Annotated in this window: 16 protein-coding genes; 10 read left to right on the forward strand and 6 right to left on the reverse strand. The window is 60.1% G+C overall.

From position 1 onward, the window contains the following. Positions 1-2 precede the first annotated feature (2 nt). Positions 3-2,015 carry a hypothetical protein gene (locus MU558_RS02075; RefSeq protein ID WP_246971538.1) on the reverse strand — a complete coding sequence of 671 codons (2,013 nt, stop codon included), beginning with the start codon at positions 2,013-2,015 and terminating at the stop codon, positions 3-5. A 315-nt stretch (positions 2,016-2,330) separates the two neighbouring features. Between MU558_RS02075 and MU558_RS02080 the strand changes: the two genes are divergently transcribed. From MU558_RS02080 to MU558_RS02105, 6 genes are all read left to right on the forward strand, one after another. Continuing rightward, positions 2,331-3,497: a sugar phosphate nucleotidyltransferase gene (locus tag MU558_RS02080; RefSeq protein WP_246971540.1), complete on the forward strand. Its 1,167-nt coding sequence runs from the start codon at positions 2,331-2,333 to the stop codon at positions 3,495-3,497. A gap of 1 nt (position 3,498) precedes the next feature. Further along, entirely contained in the window at positions 3,499-5,304 is a 1,806-nt protein-coding gene (glmS, locus tag MU558_RS02085; RefSeq protein ID WP_246971542.1) for a glutamine--fructose-6-phosphate transaminase (isomerizing), read from the forward strand. Between the two features lie 395 nt (positions 5,305-5,699). Continuing rightward, positions 5,700-6,926 carry an NAD-dependent epimerase/dehydratase family protein gene (locus tag MU558_RS02090; RefSeq protein WP_246971544.1) on the forward strand — a complete coding sequence of 409 codons (1,227 nt, stop codon included), beginning with the start codon at positions 5,700-5,702 and terminating at the stop codon, positions 6,924-6,926. Between the two features lies 1 nt (position 6,927). Continuing rightward, positions 6,928-7,881 carry an NAD-dependent epimerase/dehydratase family protein gene (locus MU558_RS02095; RefSeq protein ID WP_246971546.1) on the forward strand — a complete coding sequence of 318 codons (954 nt, stop codon included), beginning with the start codon at positions 6,928-6,930 and terminating at the stop codon, positions 7,879-7,881. Continuing rightward, positions 7,878-8,867: an NAD-dependent epimerase/dehydratase family protein gene (locus tag MU558_RS02100; protein WP_246971548.1), complete on the forward strand. Its 990-nt coding sequence runs from the start codon at positions 7,878-7,880 to the stop codon at positions 8,865-8,867. Before MU558_RS02095 ends, MU558_RS02100 begins: the two co-directional genes overlap by 4 nt. 76 nt (positions 8,868-8,943) lie before the next feature. After that, on the forward strand, positions 8,944-9,801 hold the full coding sequence (locus tag MU558_RS02105; protein ID WP_246971551.1) for a TrmB family transcriptional regulator: 858 nt from the start codon (positions 8,944-8,946) through the stop codon (positions 9,799-9,801). A gap of 189 nt (positions 9,802-9,990) precedes the next feature. Here MU558_RS02105 and MU558_RS02110 read toward each other — a convergent pair whose 3' ends face one another. Together MU558_RS02110 and MU558_RS02115 are read right to left on the reverse strand one after the other, a co-directional pair. Then, positions 9,991-11,529 carry a flippase gene (locus tag MU558_RS02110; RefSeq protein WP_246971554.1) on the reverse strand — a complete coding sequence of 513 codons (1,539 nt, stop codon included), beginning with the start codon at positions 11,527-11,529 and terminating at the stop codon, positions 9,991-9,993. A gap of 88 nt (positions 11,530-11,617) precedes the next feature. Next, positions 11,618-12,538, reverse strand: coding sequence for an alkaline phosphatase family protein (locus tag MU558_RS02115; protein WP_246971556.1), 921 nt, complete (start codon positions 12,536-12,538; stop codon positions 11,618-11,620). A 95-nt stretch (positions 12,539-12,633) separates the two neighbouring features. On the opposite strand from MU558_RS02115, the gene MU558_RS02120 reads away from it, so the two are divergent. Then, positions 12,634-13,635, forward strand: a complete 1,002-nt coding sequence (locus MU558_RS02120) for a glycosyltransferase family 4 protein (RefSeq protein WP_246971558.1) — start codon at positions 12,634-12,636, stop codon at positions 13,633-13,635. A 32-nt stretch (positions 13,636-13,667) separates the two neighbouring features. Here the strand turns inward: MU558_RS02120 and MU558_RS02125 are convergent, their stop codons facing one another. The 3 genes from MU558_RS02125 to aglG are packed head-to-tail and all read right to left on the reverse strand — an operon-like array spanning position 13,668 to position 16,982. Further along, positions 13,668-15,008, reverse strand: a complete 1,341-nt coding sequence (locus MU558_RS02125; protein ID WP_246971561.1) for a sulfatase family protein — start codon at positions 15,006-15,008, stop codon at positions 13,668-13,670. A 57-nt stretch (positions 15,009-15,065) separates the two neighbouring features. Next, positions 15,066-16,052 (reverse strand): glycosyltransferase, encoded by a 987-nt coding sequence (locus MU558_RS02130; RefSeq protein ID WP_246971565.1) that lies wholly within the window; start codon positions 16,050-16,052, stop codon positions 15,066-15,068. Between the two features lie 9 nt (positions 16,053-16,061). Next, the gene (gene aglG / locus MU558_RS02135; protein ID WP_246971566.1) at positions 16,062-16,982 is read right to left on the reverse strand and encodes a glucosyl-dolichyl phosphate glucuronosyltransferase; all 921 of its coding nucleotides are present in this window, start codon (positions 16,980-16,982) and stop codon (positions 16,062-16,064) included. 337 nt (positions 16,983-17,319) lie between these two features. On the opposite strand from aglG, the gene MU558_RS02140 reads away from it, so the two are divergent. From MU558_RS02140 to MU558_RS23100, 3 genes are all read left to right on the forward strand, one after another. Beyond that, a complete protein-coding gene (locus tag MU558_RS02140) occupies positions 17,320-20,250 on the forward strand; it encodes an oligosaccharyl transferase, archaeosortase A system-associated (protein WP_246971568.1) in 2,931 nt (976 codons plus the stop codon). A gap of 162 nt (positions 20,251-20,412) precedes the next feature. Continuing rightward, positions 20,413-21,351 carry a DUF368 domain-containing protein gene (locus MU558_RS02145; RefSeq protein ID WP_246971570.1) on the forward strand — a complete coding sequence of 313 codons (939 nt, stop codon included), beginning with the start codon at positions 20,413-20,415 and terminating at the stop codon, positions 21,349-21,351. A gap of 121 nt (positions 21,352-21,472) precedes the next feature. Further along, a complete protein-coding gene (locus tag MU558_RS23100; RefSeq protein WP_265781544.1) occupies positions 21,473-21,607 on the forward strand; it encodes a DUF7503 family protein in 135 nt (44 codons plus the stop codon). The last annotated feature ends 17 nt before the right edge of the window (positions 21,608-21,624 follow it).

Below are 21,624 nucleotides of genomic sequence, written 5' to 3' on the forward strand. Positions count from 1 at the left end.
ATTCACTCGAGTGTCACGAACTCGAGGCAGAACGTCTTCGCTTCGTCGGGCTGCTCGCCCAGCAGGTCGGCCGCGCGAGACGGGGTTCGGAAGGCGGCGCTCCCAGCGTACGGCATCGCGTAGGCCGCCTCGACGCTCGCGTCCGTATCGTCTGCCAGTTCGAGTCCGGCTTCTCCGAGGAACCGGGCGCGTTCGAGGCCGTAGCAGAGGGCGATGGCGTCCGTCGACGTGACGAAGCCGACGTCCGCCAGCGGCCGCGCAGTGCCGTCTCGGTCGAGTATCGACGGGGCAGCGGACGGCTCCGCGAGGCCCGAGCCGTGCACCCAGAGGTCGAAGCGGGCGGCCGGATCGATGTCTTCGTCCGACTCGAACGCCGCCAGTCGGCCGACCAGATCGGCGTGGTCGGGGTAGCGAAGATGCACGAGCGATCGGCCTCCCGTATCAGTGATGGGTATTTCGACCTGTCGTGTCTCTCCCGGCTCTAACGCAGTGCGTTCGTCCGTTCGGCCGAGGGTAACCTCCTCAAGCGGCGCGTTCCCGCGAGCGAAAGCTGCGGCCTCCCGCTCGTGTACGTAGGTGGTCGGGTCACACGGCATCACGAACGCCGCCCGCAGGTCTGAGCCGGCGCTTTCCTCGGCCGTCTCGATGCGGCAGGCGAGCGAGTTCCCCTCGAGAAACCGAGCGCGGTCCAGCGCACGAAAAACGGTCGCCCCGTCGGTGGCCTTGCTGCCGTCAGGGTAGTTGCCGTCCGCGTATCCGCCGAAGTCTCCGACGTACTCCCACTCGCCATCGGTGGTTTGCATCGACAGACGATGGTCGTAGAATCCGAGTCTATCGCCGATCAGCCAGAGATCGAACGCGTCGTCGGCTTCGAATCCGGCCTTCGTTTCGAAGGTCGCCAGCCACGGGTACAGGAAGCGGTCGCGAGCGACCGTCGACGTGTAGATCGAATCGCCGTCGAACTCGGCGCCGGCGACGTTCGGTACGAACGGATCAAACCCGCTCTCGGTCTGGACGTACCCGCTGCGAACGTACCAGCCGAGACCGGCCGCTCCGGCATCGATCGAGGCCCGCAAGTTCATCCGCATCGCCTGTTTGCTCGGCGTGTGATTGGGGTTGATGGTGTGGCTCTGTCCGATGTAAAAGACCGGTCGGTTCTCGAGGGCACTCCGCGCGTTCGAGAGCAGGCTACGGACTGCTGCGTTGGCCGACGCCGGTCCAGCGTCCTTCTCGTACCAGCCCCGGTAGAAGTCGACGAATCCAAAGTCCGGTTCGGCGTTTCGCTTCCGAAGGTCACGCGCGAGCGCGTCGAACACCTCGGGTCGCTTCGAGTCGACGATGTACGGGAAGTGGACGAACAGCCCGACGTCGAGCGCGTCGTTCGCCGTCTCGACGGCCCGCTTCTGTGCGGCGAAAATCTCTGGGCCGAGTTCGGACAGATTGTCGACCGCTGCCTGATTCCAGTCGCCGCCCTCGACCCACTGCCCCATAACCGGTGCCTCCTGCCAGAGGATTACCCGCCCGGTATCGAACAACTCGTCGTGTACGCTCGCTACCTCGCGGAGCCGGTCGAGGTGCGTCTCGCGGGCGTCACCGTCAGTCACGAATTCCTCGGCTGGGAGGTCAGTCAGTAGACCCACGTTGAGCCAGACGTCCAGATCGAACTCGCTCGCGGTTGCCATCGGTGATCTGAGGACCTCGGCGAGTGGCGTCTCGGTCGATTTCGGCTGGACGAGCACCACCGCGAGGTCGTGGCGCCGCGCGAACGCGAACAGGTTCTCCCGGATTGCGTCGTCCCGCCACAGGCTGACGCCGAGCCAGAGGAAGTCCGTCCGTCTCTCCGGCGGATCGCCGAGCGAGGACGAATCGTCGTCCGACCGGCCGTCGAAGAACTGGCGATAGCCCACGTAACTCCCCGCCAGACCGGCACCGATACCGCCAGCTGTCAGGAGGTAATCGCGACGCGAGAAGCGAGAGTTGGCGGTATTCGTCTCGTGTGTGAAGTCGTCGACCATGATCGTTGGGTGATGAATCGTCGGAGAGTCACAAGCACCGGCGATGGAAACGGAGTAGTCTCTGTATCGAGCTCCCTGGACTTGAGGGTTGGCCCGGCACCGTCCACAGGTGCGGATGATACTGTCCCGCCAATCCGGGTGAGAGGGTTTCGTCAACGGACCGACCTACCGAGATTCGAAGGTCGATCTTCGGTAGTCGTTTTCCCGTGAACCGACGTCGAGACGATCTCTCGATCGAGTTGACGATCAAACTATTCACACGAAACGATGCGTTCATCAGCAAGTATTCAAGCGTTCAGACACCAAGCAAGACGTATGGACGACAATAACGTGTCAGCTGTCGTACTCGCAGCTGGCGAAGGGCGCCGACTCGAGCCCCTGACCAATCGGCGTCCGAAGCCGATGGTTCCGGTGGCGAACCGGCCGATTCTCGAGTACGTCGTGTCGGCGATCGCGGACGCGGGGATCGACCGAATCGTGCTGGTCGTCGGCTACCAGCAAGAGCGGATCAGGAATCACTTCGGCGACGGCAACGACTGGGGGATCGACATCGAGTACGCCGTCCAGGAGAAACAGCTTGGAACTGCCCACGCTGTGTTGCAGGCCGAGGCGCTCGTGACGAATCCGTTCCTCGTGCTGAACGGGGATCGGCTCGTCGACGCCTCCCTCGTCGATCGAGTGCGACGCGAAATCGAGCGGAGCGACGGACCGGTGATGGCGGTCACGCGGACGGACCACGCAAGCGACTACGGCGTCGTTTCGATAGACGGCGATCGAGTCACTGCCATCGCCGAGAAGCCACGGGAACCCGTCACGTCCGAGATCATCAACGCTGGCGTGTACGGGTTCGGCGACTCGATTTTCGAGGCGATTCGGGCGACGCCAACCGAGCGTGGCGAACTGGCGATTACGACGACGCTCGAGCGAATTACGGACGATCACCCCATCCGGGCCGTCCGGTATCGTGGCCTCTGGCTCGACGTCTCGCACCTGTGGGATCTCCTCGACGTCAACGCGGCGGCGGTCGACGACTTCGACGAGCAGGGATCGACACCGCTCGAGGGGGCCGTCGCCAGTGATACCGTGATCGGAACCGACGTGACCCTCGGTCCGAACGCGACCGTCGGTGGCGGGACTGCGATCGGTGACAACGTGACGATCGAATCGAACGCCGTTCTCTCGAACGCGGTCGTCTTCTCGGACGCGGTTATCGAAGCCGGCGCCGTTGTTCGCGACTCGGTGGTCGGCGAAAACGCCAGGATCGGTGCAAACGCGACGATCACAGGCGATTCCGCGAGGATGATCGTCGAGGGCGAAGTCCACGACGACGTCGATCTCGGCGGCGTCGTCGGCGACAACGCGACTGTCGGGAGCGGCGTCACCGTCGAACCCGGGACCGTGGTGGGCGACGGCGCGACCGTCGCCCACGGCGTGAGCGTCAGCGGACGAATCGAACCGGACGCGATCGTCAGGAGGGGATAACATGTGCGGAATCGTCGGCTACGTCGGCAGCGAACCCGCCGGTCCGATCGTCTACGGCGGCCTCGAGAACCTCGATTATCGCGGCTACGACTCCGCCGGGGTCGCACTCGTGGAGGAGCCTCTCACCATCGCAAAGCGCACGGGTGAAGTGAGCGAACTAGAGGTTCCCGGTGCGCCGGGTGCCACCTGCGGGATCGGACATACTCGCTGGTCGACGCACGGCCCGCCGACCGATCCGAACGCCCACCCACACACGGGGCAGACCGACGAGGTTGCGGTGGTCCACAACGGCATTATCGAGAACTACGAATCGATCAAAGAGGAGTTGCAAGAAGCGGGACACGACTTCTCGAGCGACACGGACACGGAGGTCATCCCTCACCTCCTCGAGCGAGAACTGGAGAACGGTCACGACCTGCTCTCCGGGCTCGAAACGGTCGTCGACATGATCGAGGGGAGCTATGCGATCGCTGCGGTGCGGGCGGGACACGATCGGATCGTCGCCACGCGCCACGAGAGCCCGCTGGTCGTCGGTCACGGTGACGACGCGTCGTTCCTCGCGAGCGACGTCACGGCGTTCCTCGATCGGACGCGCGACGTCACCTATCTCGAGGACGGCGATATCGCACGGCTCGAGGCGGGTTCCGTGACGGTGTATCGTGACGGTGACGTCATCGACCGCGACGTCGAGACTGTCGAGTGGGACGCCGACGCAGCGGAAAAAGGCGGGTACGAGCACTACATGCGAAAAGAGATTCACGAACAGCCCACCGCGCTTCGGCAGACGCTTTCGGGGCGTGTCGACGTCGAACGCGGCGGCGTCGACCTCGACGTCGCGTTCCCGCAGGGGTACCTCGAATCGCTCGAAGAGATCCAGCTCGTCGCCTGTGGGACGTCCTACTACGCGAGTCAGTATGCGGCACAGTTGCTCGAGGAGTTCGCCGACGTGCGTGCGACCGTCGACATCGCGAGCGAGTACACCTTCGACGGTGGTCGGGACCCCTGGCGGACGCTCGTCATCGCCGTGACACAGAGCGGCGAGACGGCAGATACGCTCGGCGCGATCCGTCGAGCCGGTGGAGCGGGGGCCCGAACTCTCGCCGTGACGAACACGCTCGGGAGTTCGGTAACGCGCGAGACGGACGACGCACTGTTCATCCGCGCTGGCCCCGAAATCGGCGTCGCGGCGACCAAGACGTTCGCATCTCAGGTGACGACGCTCGCGCTGCTCGCGGCCGACATCGGGCGGCAGCGAGGGACGCTCGCAGCCACCGACGCCCGAGAGGTCCTCGAACACCTCCGGAGTCTGCCGGGGGCGATCCAGCAGGTGCTCGACGAAGAAGCGCGCGTCGTCGCGGGCGCCGAACAGTTCGTCGACGCCGACGCCTTCTTCTTCATTGGCCGACAGTTCGGCTATCCGGTCGCGCTCGAAGGGGCACTGAAATTGAAGGAGATCGCCTACGACCACGCCGAGGGGTTCGCGGCGGGCGAGCTAAAGCACGGGCCGCTCGCGCTCATCACCGACGAGACGCCGGTCCTGTCGGTGCTGACCGAGGGCGCACGGCCGGCGGAGACGCTAAACAACGTCACGGAGGCGCAGGCACGCGAAGCGCCGGCGGTCGGGGTGACAGACGGCACCGTCGAGACGGATTCGCTGGACCTCACACTCGAGGTGCCCGAGATCGGCGCTCTGACGCCACTCGTCGCGAACGTCTACTTCCAACTGTTCGCCTACCACGTCGCCGATCTTCAGGAGCGATCGATCGACAAGCCGCGGAACTTGGCAAAGAGCGTGACCGTCGAATGATTCTCTCCGATTACTCGTCCGAGCGCTGATCAGTCAGATATTTTACTCCCGGTACAGCCACAGCCGTCGCTGACAGCCAGCCCGAACTTGATCAGCTGATTACGCTCTTTGGCTCTAGTTCGGCGTCATCGTCGTAGACGCACCCGGTAGACGTAGACCGAACCGTCTTTCGTTTGATCAGATCGCCTCTTCCCGATCGTTTACCTGTCGCTCGAGGGCCCGTCCGTCTTCAGGTGTTTTCGTCCCGGAAATAACTCAGGTCTGAATGGAGTCTATAGGTCTCAGTCAGTGTCGCCCGAATCATATAGCATTCATTATTTTAATAATGGTAATAAAAACTAATTAGCGGCCAATAATAAAACTTTTACCCCTACTTACTCACTATCTGAGTAACCATGAGCATACTCGTAACGGGAGCGGACGGTTACATCGGCTGGCCGACGGCACTACGCATTGCAACGCAAACGACCGATCGTGTCGTACTCGTCGACAATTTCGCCAGACGAGAGTGGGTCGAGTCCGTCGGCTCGACCAGCGCCGTTCCCGTAGCCGAGATGGACGATCGACTCGCCGCTGCCGAGGAAATTCACGGCTGTACCAACCTCTCGTTCGTTCGGGAAGATCTGACCGACAAGGCAACGGTCGACCGCTTGCTGTCGATCCACGAGCCGACCGCGATCGTCCACACCGCCGCCCAGCCATCGGCACCCTACTCCCAGATCAACGGCGAGCGGGCAAACTATACCCAGCACAACAACCTTCAGGCGACGCGCAACCTGCTCTGGGGGCTCCACGAGCAGGGTCTCGAGGACACCCACTTCATCGAGACGACGACGACCGGCGTCTACGGAGCGCCCGAGTTCCCGATCCCCGAAGGCGGGGCGACCATGGAACATCGAGGCGAGAGCGACGACGTCCCGTTCCCCGCGATGGCCGGGAGCTGGTACCACCTCACCAAAAGCCACGACGCGGCCAACATGCGGCTCGCGCACACGCAGTTCGACGTTCCGATCTCCGACGTCCGGACGGCGATTACGTACGGGACTGAAACCGCAGAAACCGCCGCGGATCCGCGCCTGGCAACTCGTTTCGACTTCGATTACTACTTTGGGGTCGTCGTCCACCGATTCTGCGCCCAGGCCGTCGCCGGCTACCCGATGACCGTCTACGGGAAGGGTGAACAGCGCAAACCCTTCATCGCGCTCGAGGACGCGGTCGAAGGGCTCGCGCGACTCGCACTCGCCGATCCCGACTCGCGACCCGACGATCACGTCGTCTACAACCAGGTGACGCGAGCGATCAGCATCGTCGAGATCGCGGAGACGATCGCCGACGTGGCCGGCGAGTTCGACCTCGACGTTGCCGTCGAGCACTTCGAGAATCCGCGCGAGGAGGACGAAACCCACAAGATGGAGATCGAGAACGATCGGTACGCCGACCTGATCGACGGGCAGTCGACCACGTTCGAAGAGGGAGTCCGTGATATCCTCGGGACGCTGATCGACTATCAGGACACGGTCGAGGCGCACGAGGATCGGTTCCTCCCGGGCGTGTTGGCAGACGACGAAACGGCCGAGACGGACGACGACGCGGAGTCGCCGATCGCATCAGAGGGTGAGTAGAATGCGAATCCTGGTCACGGGCGGCTGCGGGTACATCGGAAGCGCGCTCGTCCCGCTGTTGCTCGACGACGAACGGGTCGACGACGTCGTCGTCCTCGATTCACTCACGGCGGGGTCACCTGCGAACCTCCGTGGATGTATCGACGAAACACTCCACTTTCGGCGCGGGGACGTGCGCGAATACGGCGACGTCGAAAGCGCGATGCGCGGCGTCGACCGCGTCATCCATCTGGCGGCGATCACGGGCGCGGCCTCGACGCACGACCGTCGCGACGAGACGTTCGCAATCAATCGAGACGGGACGGAGAACGTACTCACCGCTGCCGGGAAACTCGACGTCGATTCGGTCGTGTTCGCATCGTCGTGTAACAACTACGGGCGAGCGGCAAGTACGAATATCGACGAGGAAACCGAACAGGATCCGCTCAATCCGTACGCGGAATCGAAAGTCGAGTCCGAACGGTTGCTCGCCGAAGCGATCGAGGACTACGGCATCGACGGCACCGCGTTGCGGATGAGTACGAACTACGGCTGGGCGCCAGGAGTCCGGTTTAACCTGGTCGTGAACCACTTCGTCTTCCGTGGCCTGACCGATCGTCCGCTGACGGTGTACGGCGACGGCAACAACTGGCGGCCGTTCATCCACGTCGAGGACGCCGCGCGAGCGTACGCACACGCAGCCCTCGAGCCCGAGTCGTGGCCACAGGTGGTATACAACGTCGGGTCGAACGACGAGAACTACCGGATCGCAGACATCGCCGACATCGTCCGCGACGAACTCGACGACGACCTCGAGATCACCTACCTCGAGGACAAACATCCCGGACCGTCGTACCACGTGAACTTCGATCGCCTGGCCGAAACGGGCTTCGAACCCGAGTGGACCGTTCGACAGGGCGTTCGCGAACTCGCAGATCGCTTGCAACGAAATCAACCGAGGATGATCGACGCATGAACGGTTCGACGACCGCACGAGACGACCCGACGATCGCGATCACCGGTGCGGCCGGATTCATCGGAAGCCGCGTCGTACAGCAGCTTCGGGCAACCCATCCGAACTGGAACCTGCTCGCACTCGACAATCAGTACCGCGGCCAGGTCGAGTCGGTCGGCGACACCGACATCGACCACGTCGACGTCCGCGACCGACGGCGACTCGAGGAGTTCCTCGAGGGGGCAGACGTCGTCCTCCACCTGGCGGCGGTAAGCGGGGTCGACGACTGCGACGAGAACCCTGACCTGACCTACGACGTCAACGTCACGGGGACGAACAACGTCGCCTGGTTCTGCCGGAAGACCGGGGCGGCGCTCGTGTTCCCGTTCAGCATGGCCGTCCTCGGCGATCCCGAGACGTTTCCGATCACCGCGGACCAGTCTCGCGATCCGCTCAACTGGTACGGGCGGACGAAGCTCCTCGGCGAACGGGCGATCGAGACGTTCGCCGACGGCGCATTCCCCGCCCACCTGTTCCTGAAGTCGAACCTCTACGGCGACCACGTCGTCGACGGGACCGTGGTCTCGAAACCGACCGTGATCAACTTCTTCGTCGATCGAGCGACGGCGGGCGAGTCGCTGACGGTGTACGAGCCAGGAACGCAGTCGCGCAACTTCGTCCACGTCAAAGACGTCGCCCGAGCCTACATCCGGAGCGCGGAGCGGCTCCTCGACCAACTGGCCGACGGCGACACGGGCACTGAAACGTACGAGATCGCTGGTAACGAGGACCCATCGGTGATGTCGGTCGCGGAGACGGTCCAAGAGATAGCCCGCGACGAACTCGGCGTCTCGGTCGACGTCGAACTCGTCGAGAATCCCCGGAGCGGCGAGACGTTAGTCGAGGACTTCACGGTCGATACCTCGAAAGCGAACGAGGTGCTCAGGTGGGAGGCACGTCACACGGTCGACGAGTCGGTTCGGGAGCTGGTGCGACGGCGAGCGTAGCCAGCCACAAATTTTTCGACGCTCGCATCGCCGTGACCACGCGGGTTTACGGTCTTCCGCTACAAATCGGGCGACAATGGGTACGCGAACCGGTTCGACAGAACTGCTTCAACAGCTGGATCTGAAGGAGTACGAGGCGACGGCGCTCGCCCACCTGCTGAGTGCCGGCCGGACGACCGCCCCGGACATCTCGGAAGCGACTGGTATCCCCAATGCACGAGTGTATGGCGTTCTCGATTCGTTGGCCGACTACGGATTCATCAAGGTGATCCCTGGCCGGCCAAAGCAGTACCAGCCAAAGTCGCCGGAAGAGATTCTCGAGCGAGCAAAGGAGAACCGACGACAGCAGTACGAGGATTACTGCAACGACGTAGACAGGTTGCAAGAGGAGTTCCTCGACGAGTTTCGCCCGCTGTACAACCAGGCGGACGAAGACGTGACGCCGACCGCCGAACTGTTTCACGTGGTCGACGTCGGCGATCCGAGCGAGACGGAGACCCGACAACTCTACCAGAACGCGTCGGAAGAAGTCTACGTCATCACCAACAGCTTCGCGTACTTCGACGACGTCGAATCGGCCGTGAACGCCGCGCTCGATCGAGGTATCGACGTCTCGGTGCTGTTTCTCGATCCCAGAAAGCTTCCGGAGGAGAAGGCGGCGGTGCAGGTCGACATCGTCGACGAAATCGCATCCGAGTACCCCGCGATCGACTACCGATTCAGCGAAGCGGTGCTGCCCTGGCGCGGAACGTTCATCGATCCGAGCATGAACTACGACTCTGGTAAGGCGATCTTCCTCGTCGAGGAAACCGACGTTCCCGACCACAAGCGGCAGGCGGCGATCACGGAGAACGGATCGTTCGTCGCCGGTATGAAGCGGTACTTCGATCTGATCTGGCGCTACGAGAGCCTCGAGCCTCAGCCGTCGGTCTGATTCGCTCGTTTGACTCGTCCGGCGATCGCTCCCCGGACAAGCAGCAAACCTCACGTGACAGAGGTGTTGAATTATGAGTTACTCAGTGGTCAAGGCTAGTGATAGAAATTGTAGAACAACAGCACAATATCTACACCGTTCGATCACTGGATGGATTTGACAGTTGATTAATCGCTGAAGACGAACTGTTCACTGGTCGATGAAATGGCCTGCGATACGTTTTACGGGACCAAGATTTACGCCGAACCTCTCTTCGAAACTCAGTACGAGCATGACCTCTTCCTCCTCGATGCCACCCAAAGCGAGAATCGCAACGCCATAGACGGTGATAAAAACCACGGCTATTCCTAACAGGACCGGCCCCGTCACGGTAAGAACTCGAGTAACAATAACATACATTCCGAGCATGGAGAACACTCCAACAGTAGCAGGTTTGAACAGCGCAGCTGTCGCCGGATGAATTCCTGTAGCCCGGTAGAGTTGTACAGAATAGAGTGTATTTAGGCCTATGTAAGACACCGCAGTAGCCACGGCTGCACCCATAAGCCCATATTCGGGAATAAGAACAACATTGAGGACGATATTCGTTCCACCAGCGAGCAGGTTATCCCACATTATCGTTCTCGTTCGTCCGATGGCAGTGAGGGTGTTCACGTTTGGTCCGGCCACTGCGTGGGTGAAGAACCCGACTGCGAGCACCACAAGTGGCAATGCCGCCTCGGTATACTCGGGTCCGAATGTCAGACTGATCGTGGCTGCTGGGAACAGTATCATGATGAGTCCTGCCGGAAGTGTTGCCATGAAGATCCACTTGGTGACGATTTTGTAAGTTCGATCCATCTCGTTGGTTCTCCTCTCAGAGTGGAGTTCCGACAGAATCGGCATGGCGATAAAGCTGAACGCCGACAGCGTCGCCGTCAACAGTTCTGCGAGAGGATAGACGACATTGTAACTCCCGACTTCACTAGAGGTTCGAAAATAACTTAGAATGAAGATGTCAAAGTACGAAAGGACCATAATCATCGACGCTGTGAGCATCAGCGGTGCAGAAAAGGTCAGCAGTTCGCGACGTCGCGTTCGTGAAGACACCGACGATCTAATGTTCGTCCGCGTCAGGACGTAGTAGAGGCCAGCCAAGCCTGCAACAGCGAACGTTGCCGCGTAGGCACCGACGATCCCCAATGCGCCGAGACTGAAGTACAGCGCGAGGACAACTAGCCCAAATCGAACGATCGGCTGGCCGATATTCCTGATAAGTACCTTTGGGAGTGACCGCTGGTGACCCTGGATTACGCCGATAGACAGTTTCATCAGGGCGGCAAATGGGACGCCGATAGCCGCAACTCGGAGTACACTCGTCGCCTCTGGTGCACCGAGAACGTGTGTTGCGACGAGATCAGCAAAGACAAACAACACAGCAGCGACGCTAACAGAGATTGCCAATACGATCTGCATTCCCGACTCGATGACACCCTTGCGATCCGCCGGATCGTCAAACCGCGGAAGATACCGACCGATGCCTGTGTTCATCCCAAAAAGAAGGATTGTAGATGCGAACGATAGTGTCGTGATTCCGATAGTCGCGACGCCATACGTTGGAGGGCCTAACAGTCTGGCCATCAGTACCTTCGCGAGGAAGGAAATTCCGAGCTCGAGTACGAGGCCAACAAACAATAGAACGCCGCTTTTGAACAATCGGCGAATGATCGAGTTCTGATCTTCGGGCATGATATCGGGAGACAGGGTTTCAAATAGCCAGATTTACCAAATTAAACGGTGACCCCAAGTAAGGGCCTTTTTGTTTAGTCGACTGTATTCAATCGGCATAACCGAGGCTGCGGAGTTGTTCCTTGACGTCGGCGGTAACCCGCCGATCACTGTCGACCGTAGACTCGCCGTCAACAACAGCCCATGGGACCTCACGCAGAATTGGGTGGTGGATTCCGGGTGGATGACCGTAGAGACCCATCGGCAGAAGCGGCATTTGCTCACCGAGCATATTCCCGTGATCGGAGGTTATCACGGTACGGCCGGGCTGATCGAGCAGTGGTTCAATCGCATCCATGACCCGACGAAGGTTGTCAGCATACGCATCCCAGACGTCGTCGGGATTCTCGTACCCGAGCCCCACCGCCTCCCAGATGTCGGTCGCACCCGGTTTGGCATTCTTAACAGTTACTTCTTCAGTACCATTGAATTCTGCATACCGAAGGTGTGGCGCTTCAATGAATGGGTAATGCGGCTGGAGGTAGTGAACGATGAGACGCTTCTCTGGGAACTGCTCACGGGCAGCGAGTGCTGTTTCCGTCACCGGTTCAGGTGGCACCGTCCCGATTTCAGGATCAAACTCTTCTCGCCACGGTTCGAGGAAATGGTGAAATGCCGTCTCGACTTGCCGAGAGACAACAGGATTACCGGTGACGTACACGCAGTCCGTCTGCGCTGGTCCGCTAAAGTTCGCTCGTACCCACTCATTCGTGGCGCTTCCGGCGCTATACACACGTTCGTAGCTATCGTACGTCTCCGTCTCGACAACCTCCTCAAATAGGTCTGCACGACAAGCGTCGAGAACCAGTAACGTATCCCACTCCCGATCAAGTACCCTAATTCCGTCAGAATTGTGGAGCTGAGCCTGTATCGGAGCAATAATTCGATTTGCAGTCCGATTTTGCCACCAGGTCCGCCGATCATAGTTTGCCGCGATCTCATCAACGGCGTACCGCAACTTCCCTAACATCGGGGGTATAATCGTGATTCCGCGACCGCGAATAAGTCGCTTTCGATGGGTTCAAGTCCCAGATAGGATTCATTCCATCATAAGAGGTCAGTGACGTGCCACGAGTGCTTTTGCTACACACTAACCGAGAATATGCCGAGACGCTCGCCGATGCTGTCACTGAAAGTGACACCGACTTTGAACCTCTTGTCGTTAGCCGCCAGCCATTGCTTGATCGCCTAAAAACGCTTTTGACTGCGGATATTGATTTAATTCAGGCAGACGAACTAATGGTTAATGGAATGCTTGCAGCCGGCGCATCGCTTGTACGGCAGATTCCTTTAGTTGTTAGCATTCGCGGGTGGGCAGATTACACGAATGCCCACAATCAATACGGCTCTCTACGAGAGAGATCTATCGAACTTCGATCCAAGGCTACCTTGCAACGTACCAAATCTACACTGTTCATTAGCGAAATAACTGAGCAAGCCTTCAAGAAACGATATAATGTTTGTGATGCAACAATTGTCGGCCGTCCTATCGACATTGAGGCATACGCTGATGGGACTCAAAGGGGACGAAATACGTTCGATGTTCTAACGGTCACAAATCTTCGATACAAAGAGAAATACAAAGGAGTTGTAATGACGTTACAGGCAATGGAACCGTTGTTTGAGGAGTACCCCTCACTTCGGTTTCGTATTGCAGGTAGCGGTCCTTATCTTGAAAAGTTAAAAAAATTCCTCCAAACATATAATTATTCAAACCGCATCAGTTTGCTTGGGTTCGTTGACGCAATTGCTGACGAGTATGCGAGTGCAGACCTATTTGTTTATGTTAGCTTTCTTGACTCGTATGCAACAGTAATTTTAGAAGCACAGGCTGCTGGTCTCCCAGTTATCGGTAGTGATGCTGTCGGCATCCCTGAGACAGTAGGTAATGGTGGGATGCTCTGTGACCCCACTGTTGAGGGTATACAAGCAGCACTTGAGCACGTAATCTCCGACGACGATCTCCGATATGATCTTGAAAGGCGCGCCCAGCAAAAGATCGCAACCCACAATGCAGAATCTGCTGCCGCCCATATTGACGTCTGGGAGCGCGTCCTCACAAACTGACTGCCGATTACCTAGTCAAGCACTCGGCAGACTCATTCCTGATATCCTAGATCTCTGAGCCGCTGCCGGACCTCTTCGTCCATCTCGGCACTGATTGACTCGCTTCCCACGGAGTTGGCGTGGTTTTCAATCTTATCACGGAACGTCGAGAGAGTGCCAGGATACTCTTCAGCGACGTTCGTCGTTTCTTCCGGATCAGATGTCAGATCGAACAGTCTCTCCTCACCGCCCTCCATCTGGACATATTTCCATTCATTCGTTCGAAGAGCAAACCGCCGATCACCTTCATCGTAGTCCGCCCACTCGGCAATAACCTGCTCCCGATCGTGCTCATGTCCAGACACCAAACTCTCGCCGAGGAATGTGTCGGGTTCAGACGCATCGGCATAGTCGACAAGTGTTGGTGCGAGATCGAGTAACCCAACCAGATCATCGACTGTTCCTGACGACTCGCCGTCATGCAGAATGAGGGGAACGTGTAAAACTTCGTCATAGAATGTCGCCGCATGGCTGAACTGCCCGTGGTCAAGGAACTCTTCGCCGTGATCGGCTGTAAACGCGATGACTGGATCTGTCTCCCACGTGTCTTGAAGCCCCTTCAGCAAGCGATCAACCTCTGCGTCAACGAATGCAATCTCGGCGTCGTACAGATCGAGAAGTGTGTTTAGTTCGTCGTCGGTGATTCGATCCGGATCCTCGAGCATCTTCCGGCGCAGACGAATGGCCGTCTCGTTGTCAACTGGGTCGTCCCGGAACTGTCGCTGGTAGCGGGCAGGAGGTGTGTACGGGTGGTGAACGTCCATGTAGTGTACCCACAGAAAGCGCGGACCGTCGTCTGCTTTCCGCGCCCACTCCAAGGCCATGTCAGTCATTTCATCGGCCGGAACGTATGCAGAGCCGAGTTCGACGCCAGTGCGGCGCTCAGTTGCGTTAAACGCCTTTTGTAGAACGTTATAGACAACCCCGTTCTGGTCAAGGTGCGTCTTGACCGCTTGGCGAGCACGAGCGAGAGGGGACGGATCGGATTTCGAATCGTAGAACTGGTCGAACCCGCGGTCGTAGCCGAAATCCGCGGAGAGATAGAGATTCGAGTGAAAGCCGGCAGTCTGGTATCCAGCATTCCTGATAGCCTCCGCAAGTGTCGTCCGTTTAGATGAGAGCCGTTCGAACCCCCCATACATCAGTGCGTATGAGGAGGTGAGAATAGAGGGAAATGATGGGCGAGTTGAGCAGGCATGCGCAAACACGTTCGTAAACCGTCGTCCATCGGTCGCTAAGTCATCTATCACCGGAGTCGTGTCCCGATCGTAGCCGTAACACCCGACGTGGTCGGCCCGAAGTGAATCAACAGTCACGAGGACGATATCTCGCATGTGATCATCCAACGGGATTACCTACAAGATGCTTTCGAGATGGACACGTTACACCTGCTACAGACTCCGAAGGACATTCGAATATTCACCGGCAATCCGTTCCCAACTGTACTCCGCAGCCAGTTTCTGGAGGCTATCGATTGTAGTTTCAGAGACATCGTTCGCTCGTTCGATGGCGGCAGCAATCGATGCAGACTCAGCCTCGCAGAACTCGACAGTACCGTCGAACTTCTTTTCAGCTCGGCCAGACAGTTGTACCGTCGGGAGGCGTGCAGCACCGTATTCCAGGACCTTTAGTGTATGTGGGTCATCGACGAGGCTAACCCCAACATCGGCAGCGTGGAGGTACCCCGGCACATGTTCGTGTGGAACAGTCCCCAAATAGATAATCCTATCCGAATTTGCAGCAGCGTCAGTGACGGTCGGTTCGAGTGAACCCGAACCAAGCACAACCAATGACCAGTCATCAAGATAGTATATACTTTCGACTAGTTCTCGGATATGATAGATCGGCTCGAGACCACCAACATAGATGACGACGTTCTTTCGAAGATCGAACTTTTCGAGGCGATCACTGGCAATATCGAGTATCCGAGCGTCAGGATCGGCGAACCGGTTATACTCGACACCGAGGTCGGACTTAGTGGCTGTCGTTGCGTGACGCTGAACCCGCGTCTTTTCTTCAGAATACACATACAACGTGTGGGCCGATTTCCGGAATGCGAGGTTTTCGAGATGGCGAACGGACTGCGCTATTGGCCACACGCTAGTCTCCTCCAACTGGCGGATCGGGTCAACGTGGTCTACAACTAGCGGCAATCCCGTAACCGTAGACACGACTAGTCCGACAATAGCGCCAGCACGTGTCGTCCCGATGATTGCATCATATTCGTCATCGGAAGCGAAAATCTCTCGAATTATCCACGGTCTTCCGGCTCGAAGATCGACGTTGAACCCGTTCTCTTCAAGGTGGGATGCGATACGCGCTCTCCCAACGCTGATATTCTCAGGTTTGTTCGGTGTAAGCCAAAGTACCCGTGTCATGGTTGACGATCACCGCCACTTGGTCATCCCATAGAGATATCCAAACCCAACAGTCGTCGTAAAGACGAACAACATCACGAACTGCACGGCCTTCTCGAGGGAAGGAGCGGTAAAAAGCTGTTTCACGCGCGACGGGACGAACTCTCGAAAGAGTTGACCGAGGAAGTCGTACTCCTCGCCGGTCGATTCGGGAACTAGCACTTCCATCCCGCGCTTCGAGTACCCCTGCCAGAAGGCACGGTCGAGCAACCACAGCGGTTCGGTCCGGTAGTCGAACACCTTGTGGGCGACCTCCGCCTCGGGTTCGTAGTAGACGCCCTGACCGTACCTGCTGCGGAGGCGGGCACACAGTTCTGTCTCGCCGCCCTGGAGATTTTCGTCGCCCTGGCGGCCGCCGATGTTGGTATCGAACCCGTCCAGCTCGAGGAAGACGTCCTGCCGGAAGGAGATGTTCGAGCCGAACGTGTTGCGGACCTCGCCCCGACCGTCGGCGAACCCGCGCTGGGTGACGCCGATCAGGAAGTAAAACTCCTCGGGGAGAAACGTCGGTCTCCCGGCCACCCACTCTGGAACCATCTTCCCGCCGGCGGCCAGCGCGCCCTCTCGCTCGTACGTCTCGACGAGTGTGGCGACCCACTCAGGATCGGCTACGGCGTCGTCATCGATGAACGCGACTACGTCGCCCGTCGCCGCTTTTGCTCCATTGTTTCGACTCTCGAGCAGTCCGACGTTGTCCTCGTTGCAGTGGATCAAAACCTCCTCGCGGTCGCCGTACTCCTCGTGAAAGCGCTCGCAGACCGCCTCGTTTCCGTCGGCGACGAGCACGAGTTCGACGTCGTCGTACGTCTGCTCGAGGACGCTTTCGGCGGCGTCCTGCAGGTCATCGTACCGGTCCAGCGTATGCTCACAGACGACGACCGAGACGCGCATGCGCAGTGGTCGGAAACCGAGAGAGTTAGTCATTTCGAGATTGGATCGACGATCATTGGCCGGAAGAGGCGGACACCACGCCAAAGTACGGCACGCAAGCGCTCGTCGCCGGGTGACGTTCGACCGCCTGCTCCGGTGTCGTGTCGACGCCGGCCGATGCGGTGTAGTTTATGCCTGAAGACGTATTCTCTCCCAGCCATGGCGATTCGTGCCCACCACGGACGATTCGGGGGAGGTGGATCAGACCTCCTGCTCGAGCGGGCAATCTCGAGCGAAATATGAAAGCGCCGCGAATAGATGACAAGGCTTATTCTTCGGTTGGGATTGATGGAACCTAATGAGTACCGACACTGAACACGTCGAGGAGGACACCGAAACGCCCTTCCTCGAGACGTGGAGAGAGTGGTATCACGTCCCGGTTATCGGGGTCGTGGTACTGTTCATGTTCCTCGCGCGAATCAGGTCGTACGATCGGTTCGTTACCGAGGACGGCACTCCCGCCCTGGCCGCAGTCGACTCGTGGTATCACTGGCGAACGATACAGTGGACGGCCAAAAACTATCCCGGAACGATGCCCTACGACGTGTGGACCGGCTTTCCCACCGGTCACTACGTCGGTCAGTTCGGCACGCTGTTCGACCAGCTAATCGTGACGGCCGCGATGATCGTCGGACTCGGCAGTCCCTCCACCGAGACGCTCTACACGGTCGCACTGCTCTCCGTGCCCGCGATGGCAGCGCTGGTCGCGATTCCCGTGTTCTACATGGGCCGGCGACTCGGCGGCACGGTCGGCGGACTCGTCTCGATCGTCGTGCTCGCACTCGCGCCCGGCACGTTCTTCTACCGGTCGATGGTCGGCCAGCTCGATCACCACACCGCCGAAGTGCTGTTCATGGCAATTGCCATGCTGGCGATGATGGTCGCACTCCGCGTCGCAGAACGGGAGAAGCCGATTTACGAACTGGTCGTCGATGGAGACTGGGACGCCCTCCGCGAGCCAGCGATCTACAGCGTCCTCGCCGGACTCGCGCTCTCGCTGTACATCTGGGTGTGGCCGTCGGCCATCCTGCTGATCGGCATCTTCGCCGTCTTCTTCGCCGTGCAACTCTGTCTCGACTACGTCCGTGGCGTCTCCCCCGATCACGTCGCGTTCGTCGGTGCCGTCAGCATGGGGACGACGACCGTCGTCACCACGCTACTCATCGAAGACGGCGGAGCAGGCCTCAACGTCTCGAGTTTCGGCTACCTCCAGCCGCTCGCAGCCCTGCTGGTCGCGGCCGGCGTCGTCTTCATGGCCTGGCTCGCCCGTCAGTGGAACGACCGCGGTCTCGAGCGGCGCTACTATCCCGTGGCGATCGGCGGGATCATCGCCGCCGTGTTGGTCGTGATGATGCTCGCGCTTCCCAACCTCTACGATACGTTCGTCGGGAACCTCACCGGGCGGTTGCTCCCGCTCGACCCGAGTACGGGTGCGCTCACCGTTCGCGAAGCCCATCCACCGGGGAACTTCACCGCACACGTCTTCGACGAGTTCGGAGCCGCGTTCTACACGATGCTCGCCGGACTCGGATTCCTCATCGCACGGCCGTTCCTCGGCCGCGAGTATCGCGCGGAGTACACGCTGATCGTCGTCTGGTCGCTGTTTCTGATCAGCATGTCGATGACGCAGACTCGCTTCGCATACTATCTCGTGCTCGCGGTCGCGGTCGTCAACGCGGTCTTCGTCGCGGACGTCGTCCGACTGTTCGACCTCTCGGGGACGGTCCAGTCGCTCCAGGACGTCGAGACCTACCAGGTCATCGTCTTCGTTCTCGTGATCGTGCTCCTGTTTGCACCGCTTTTGCCGCCGATGGCTGCCGCCGGCAGCACCGCGTGGGATCGCGGCGAGCAGAGCCAGCCCAGCAGCGACGCGATGATCTGGGAGGACTCGAACCACTGGCTCGCGGAGAACACGCCCGAACCCGGCAACTACGGCGGTGCGGGTAACGAGTCCGAACTCGAGTACTACGGCACCTACGACTACCCCGAAGACGGTGACTACGACTACCCCGAGGGCGCCTACGGCGTGATGTCGTGGTGGGACTACGGCCACCTCATCACGGTCCAAGGCGAGCGGATCCCCCACGCGAACCCGTTCCAGCAGAACGCGCGGTCGGCCTCGGCGTATCTCACCGCGGAGTCCGAAGAGCGCGCCGAGTTGATCCTCGAGGCGATCGCGGCCGGCGAACCGGTGGCCGACCGATCAACCGAGGAGTTGCGCGACGCCGTCGAGAACGCAGACGAGAGTCACGAACAGCAACGGTACGTGATGATCGACTACGCGACGGCAGGCGGGAAGTTCAGCGCGATCACGGCGTGGTCCGGGCCGGGCTACGGCCACTACGTGACGCCCGCGGATTACCAGTCCGGTGAGTCGATTCCGGTCGAGGAGATCGGCGAGCGGTTCGGGAATCTGCCGTACGACAATACGACCACGTCCCGGCTGTACTTCGACGACGCCGCCGGAATGGAACACTACCGGCTCGTCCACGAGAACGACGCATTCACGCCGACGTACATCAGTTACGCGATCACCCGGAACGGGCAGGTCGCCACGAACGAGAACGGTCAGCCTGCGGTCGCGATCAACCGTCGAGTCACCCAGCAGGTCCAGCTCGAACTCCAGCAGCTCCAGAGCAATCCCAACCTCGACGTGCAGGTCTTCGACCAGCGCCAGGCCGCCGCGGTGAAGACGTTCGAACGGGTCGAGGGCGCGACGCTCACCGGCTCGCTCGACGACCAGAGCGTGATCGACGACGAGAACGCGGCGGTCTACGCGCAGGTCGAACTCGAGACGGGCACCAACCGGACGTTCGTCTACACCCAGCAGGCCGAACTGGCCGACGACGGCAGTTTCGAGGTGACGGTGCCGTACGCGACCGACGACGAACTCGGGCCGGACGACGGCTACACGGACAGCAGCGTCGAGGCGGTCGGCGACTACGCGGTCTTCGTCGGCACGCCCGACAACGGCACCATCCAGCAACACTACGCCGGCGAGACCGCCGTTCCCGAAACGGCGGTCGTCGACGGCGATACCGTCGACGTGACCCTCGAGCAGACCGACGAGGTCGTCGACGATCCCGACGCCAACGAGACGACAGACGACGGCAACGAGACCAGCGAAGGTGACGGTGACTCCGCGGCGAACGAGACGGAGACGAACGAGACCGACGCCGGGAACGTCTCGAGTTCGCTCGAGCCCGTCGCGGCTCGAACGGCACGCTGACGTCGACCGTCACCGCTCTTTTCGGTCGGACGGCGGCGACGTTCGATCGACCCTATCGCATTCGCCCGTTCGTCGCGATCGAACCGATACGCCTACGCCGCCGCCAAACGGCCGCCGGGAGAGTGAGAACGCTTTTAGGACCACCCGGAATATCCACGGGCGATGCGAGAACTTCTCGTCGTCTATCTCAAGGGCTTCTCGATGGGTGCTGCGGACGTCGTCCCGGGCGTCTCCGGGGCGACGATCGCGCTCATCGTCGGGATCTACGACCGGCTGATCCGGGCGATCACCGCGATCGACCCACGGGAGTTACGCTCGGGGGTTCGTATCTACGATTCCGACGAACGACGGGCGTTCCTGGCCACACTCGAGCGAATGGACGTCGTCTTCCTCGTGGCGCTCGGATTGGGGATCCTCTCGGCGGTCGTCGCCCTCTCGGGGCTCATGCACGTCGCGGTGACGACGTACCCGGTCCCGACGTACGCGTTCTTCTTCGGATTGATCGCTGCGTCGGCGGTCGTCCTCTACGACCAGCTGGACGTCTGGACGCTTCGCCGAGTCGCAGTCTCGATCGCCGGGATCGTGATCGCAGCAATCGTTACCGGTGCGACGGAGACCGGGGCGAGCCACGGGCCGGTCATGATCTTCCTCGCGGGTGTGGTCGCGATCTGCGCGATGATCCTGCCCGGCGTCTCCGGGGCGTTCTTCCTGCTGATACTCGGCCAGTACGAGTACATGACCGGCGTGTTGAGCGAGTTCGTCGACGGGCTGGTCGCGCTCCTCGACGGCCAGTCGCTCGCGCCGGTGGTCGAGACGGGAACCGTCGTCGCGATCTTCTGCGTCGGCGCGGCTATCGGCCTGTTCACGATGGCCCACGTCGTCCGACGCGCGCTCCAGGCGTACCGCGGGGCGACGCTCGCGTTCCTCGTGAGTCTGATGGTCGGCGCGCTTCGCCTGCCACTCGAGGAGGTGGTCGCGAACCTCGGCGAGACGGCGGTCGGCTCGCCGGTCGTCGCACTCCTCACCGCCATCGTCGGCTGTGCTGCCGTCCTCCTCGTCGATCGGTACACGACCGACCTCGAGTACGCGAACGACCGCTAATCGGGCGCAGACGTCCTGTCGCAGCCAAACTTCACGTTCTTGGTTCTAGTATAATTACGAAGCAATTTATCTGTAACATTTAGATAAATTTATTGTTTTTGGTGATAACCAATGGAATGTAATGTTCGTGAAAGACGACGCGAAAGATTACCTCGCATCGCACCCCCGAATGATCGGCGCACTGTTTACGGTGCTGTTGCTGCTGAGTCAGGCCGGTTCGGTCGTCGCAGGCAGCTCTTCGCAGGTCGGCCCTTAAAACAAGTAATTATATAT

The organism is Natribaculum luteum, from assembly GCF_023008545.1.
In the GTDB taxonomy this organism is placed as follows: Archaea; Halobacteriota; Halobacteria; order Halobacteriales; family Natrialbaceae; genus Natribaculum; species Natribaculum luteum.

Excerpts from the sequence above, each read along its gene's own strand:
- MU558_RS02075 (WP_246971538.1), bottom strand. The coding sequence starts at position 2,015 with ATGGTCGACGACTTCACACACGAGACGAATACCGCCAACTCTCGCTTC.
- MU558_RS02080 (WP_246971540.1), top strand. The coding sequence starts at position 2,331 with ATGGACGACAATAACGTGTCAGCTGTCGTACTCGCAGCTGGCGAAGGG.
- glmS (WP_246971542.1), top strand. The coding sequence starts at position 3,499 with ATGTGCGGAATCGTCGGCTACGTCGGCAGCGAACCCGCCGGTCCGATC.
- MU558_RS02090 (WP_246971544.1), top strand. The coding sequence starts at position 5,700 with ATGAGCATACTCGTAACGGGAGCGGACGGTTACATCGGCTGGCCGACG.
- MU558_RS02095 (WP_246971546.1), top strand. The coding sequence starts at position 6,928 with ATGCGAATCCTGGTCACGGGCGGCTGCGGGTACATCGGAAGCGCGCTC.
- MU558_RS02100 (WP_246971548.1), top strand. The coding sequence starts at position 7,878 with ATGAACGGTTCGACGACCGCACGAGACGACCCGACGATCGCGATCACC.
- MU558_RS02105 (WP_246971551.1), top strand. The coding sequence starts at position 8,944 with ATGGGTACGCGAACCGGTTCGACAGAACTGCTTCAACAGCTGGATCTG.
- MU558_RS02110 (WP_246971554.1), bottom strand. The coding sequence starts at position 11,529 with ATGCCCGAAGATCAGAACTCGATCATTCGCCGATTGTTCAAAAGCGGC.
- MU558_RS02115 (WP_246971556.1), bottom strand. The coding sequence starts at position 12,538 with ATGTTAGGGAAGTTGCGGTACGCCGTTGATGAGATCGCGGCAAACTAT.
- MU558_RS02125 (WP_246971561.1), bottom strand. The coding sequence starts at position 15,008 with ATGCGAGATATCGTCCTCGTGACTGTTGATTCACTTCGGGCCGACCAC.
- MU558_RS02130 (WP_246971565.1), bottom strand. The coding sequence starts at position 16,052 with ATGACACGGGTACTTTGGCTTACACCGAACAAACCTGAGAATATCAGC.
- aglG (WP_246971566.1), bottom strand. The coding sequence starts at position 16,982 with ATGCGCGTCTCGGTCGTCGTCTGTGAGCATACGCTGGACCGGTACGAT.
- MU558_RS02140 (WP_246971568.1), top strand. The coding sequence starts at position 17,320 with ATGAGTACCGACACTGAACACGTCGAGGAGGACACCGAAACGCCCTTC.
- MU558_RS02145 (WP_246971570.1), top strand. The coding sequence starts at position 20,413 with ATGCGAGAACTTCTCGTCGTCTATCTCAAGGGCTTCTCGATGGGTGCT.
- MU558_RS23100 (WP_265781544.1), top strand. The coding sequence starts at position 21,473 with ATGTTCGTGAAAGACGACGCGAAAGATTACCTCGCATCGCACCCCCGA.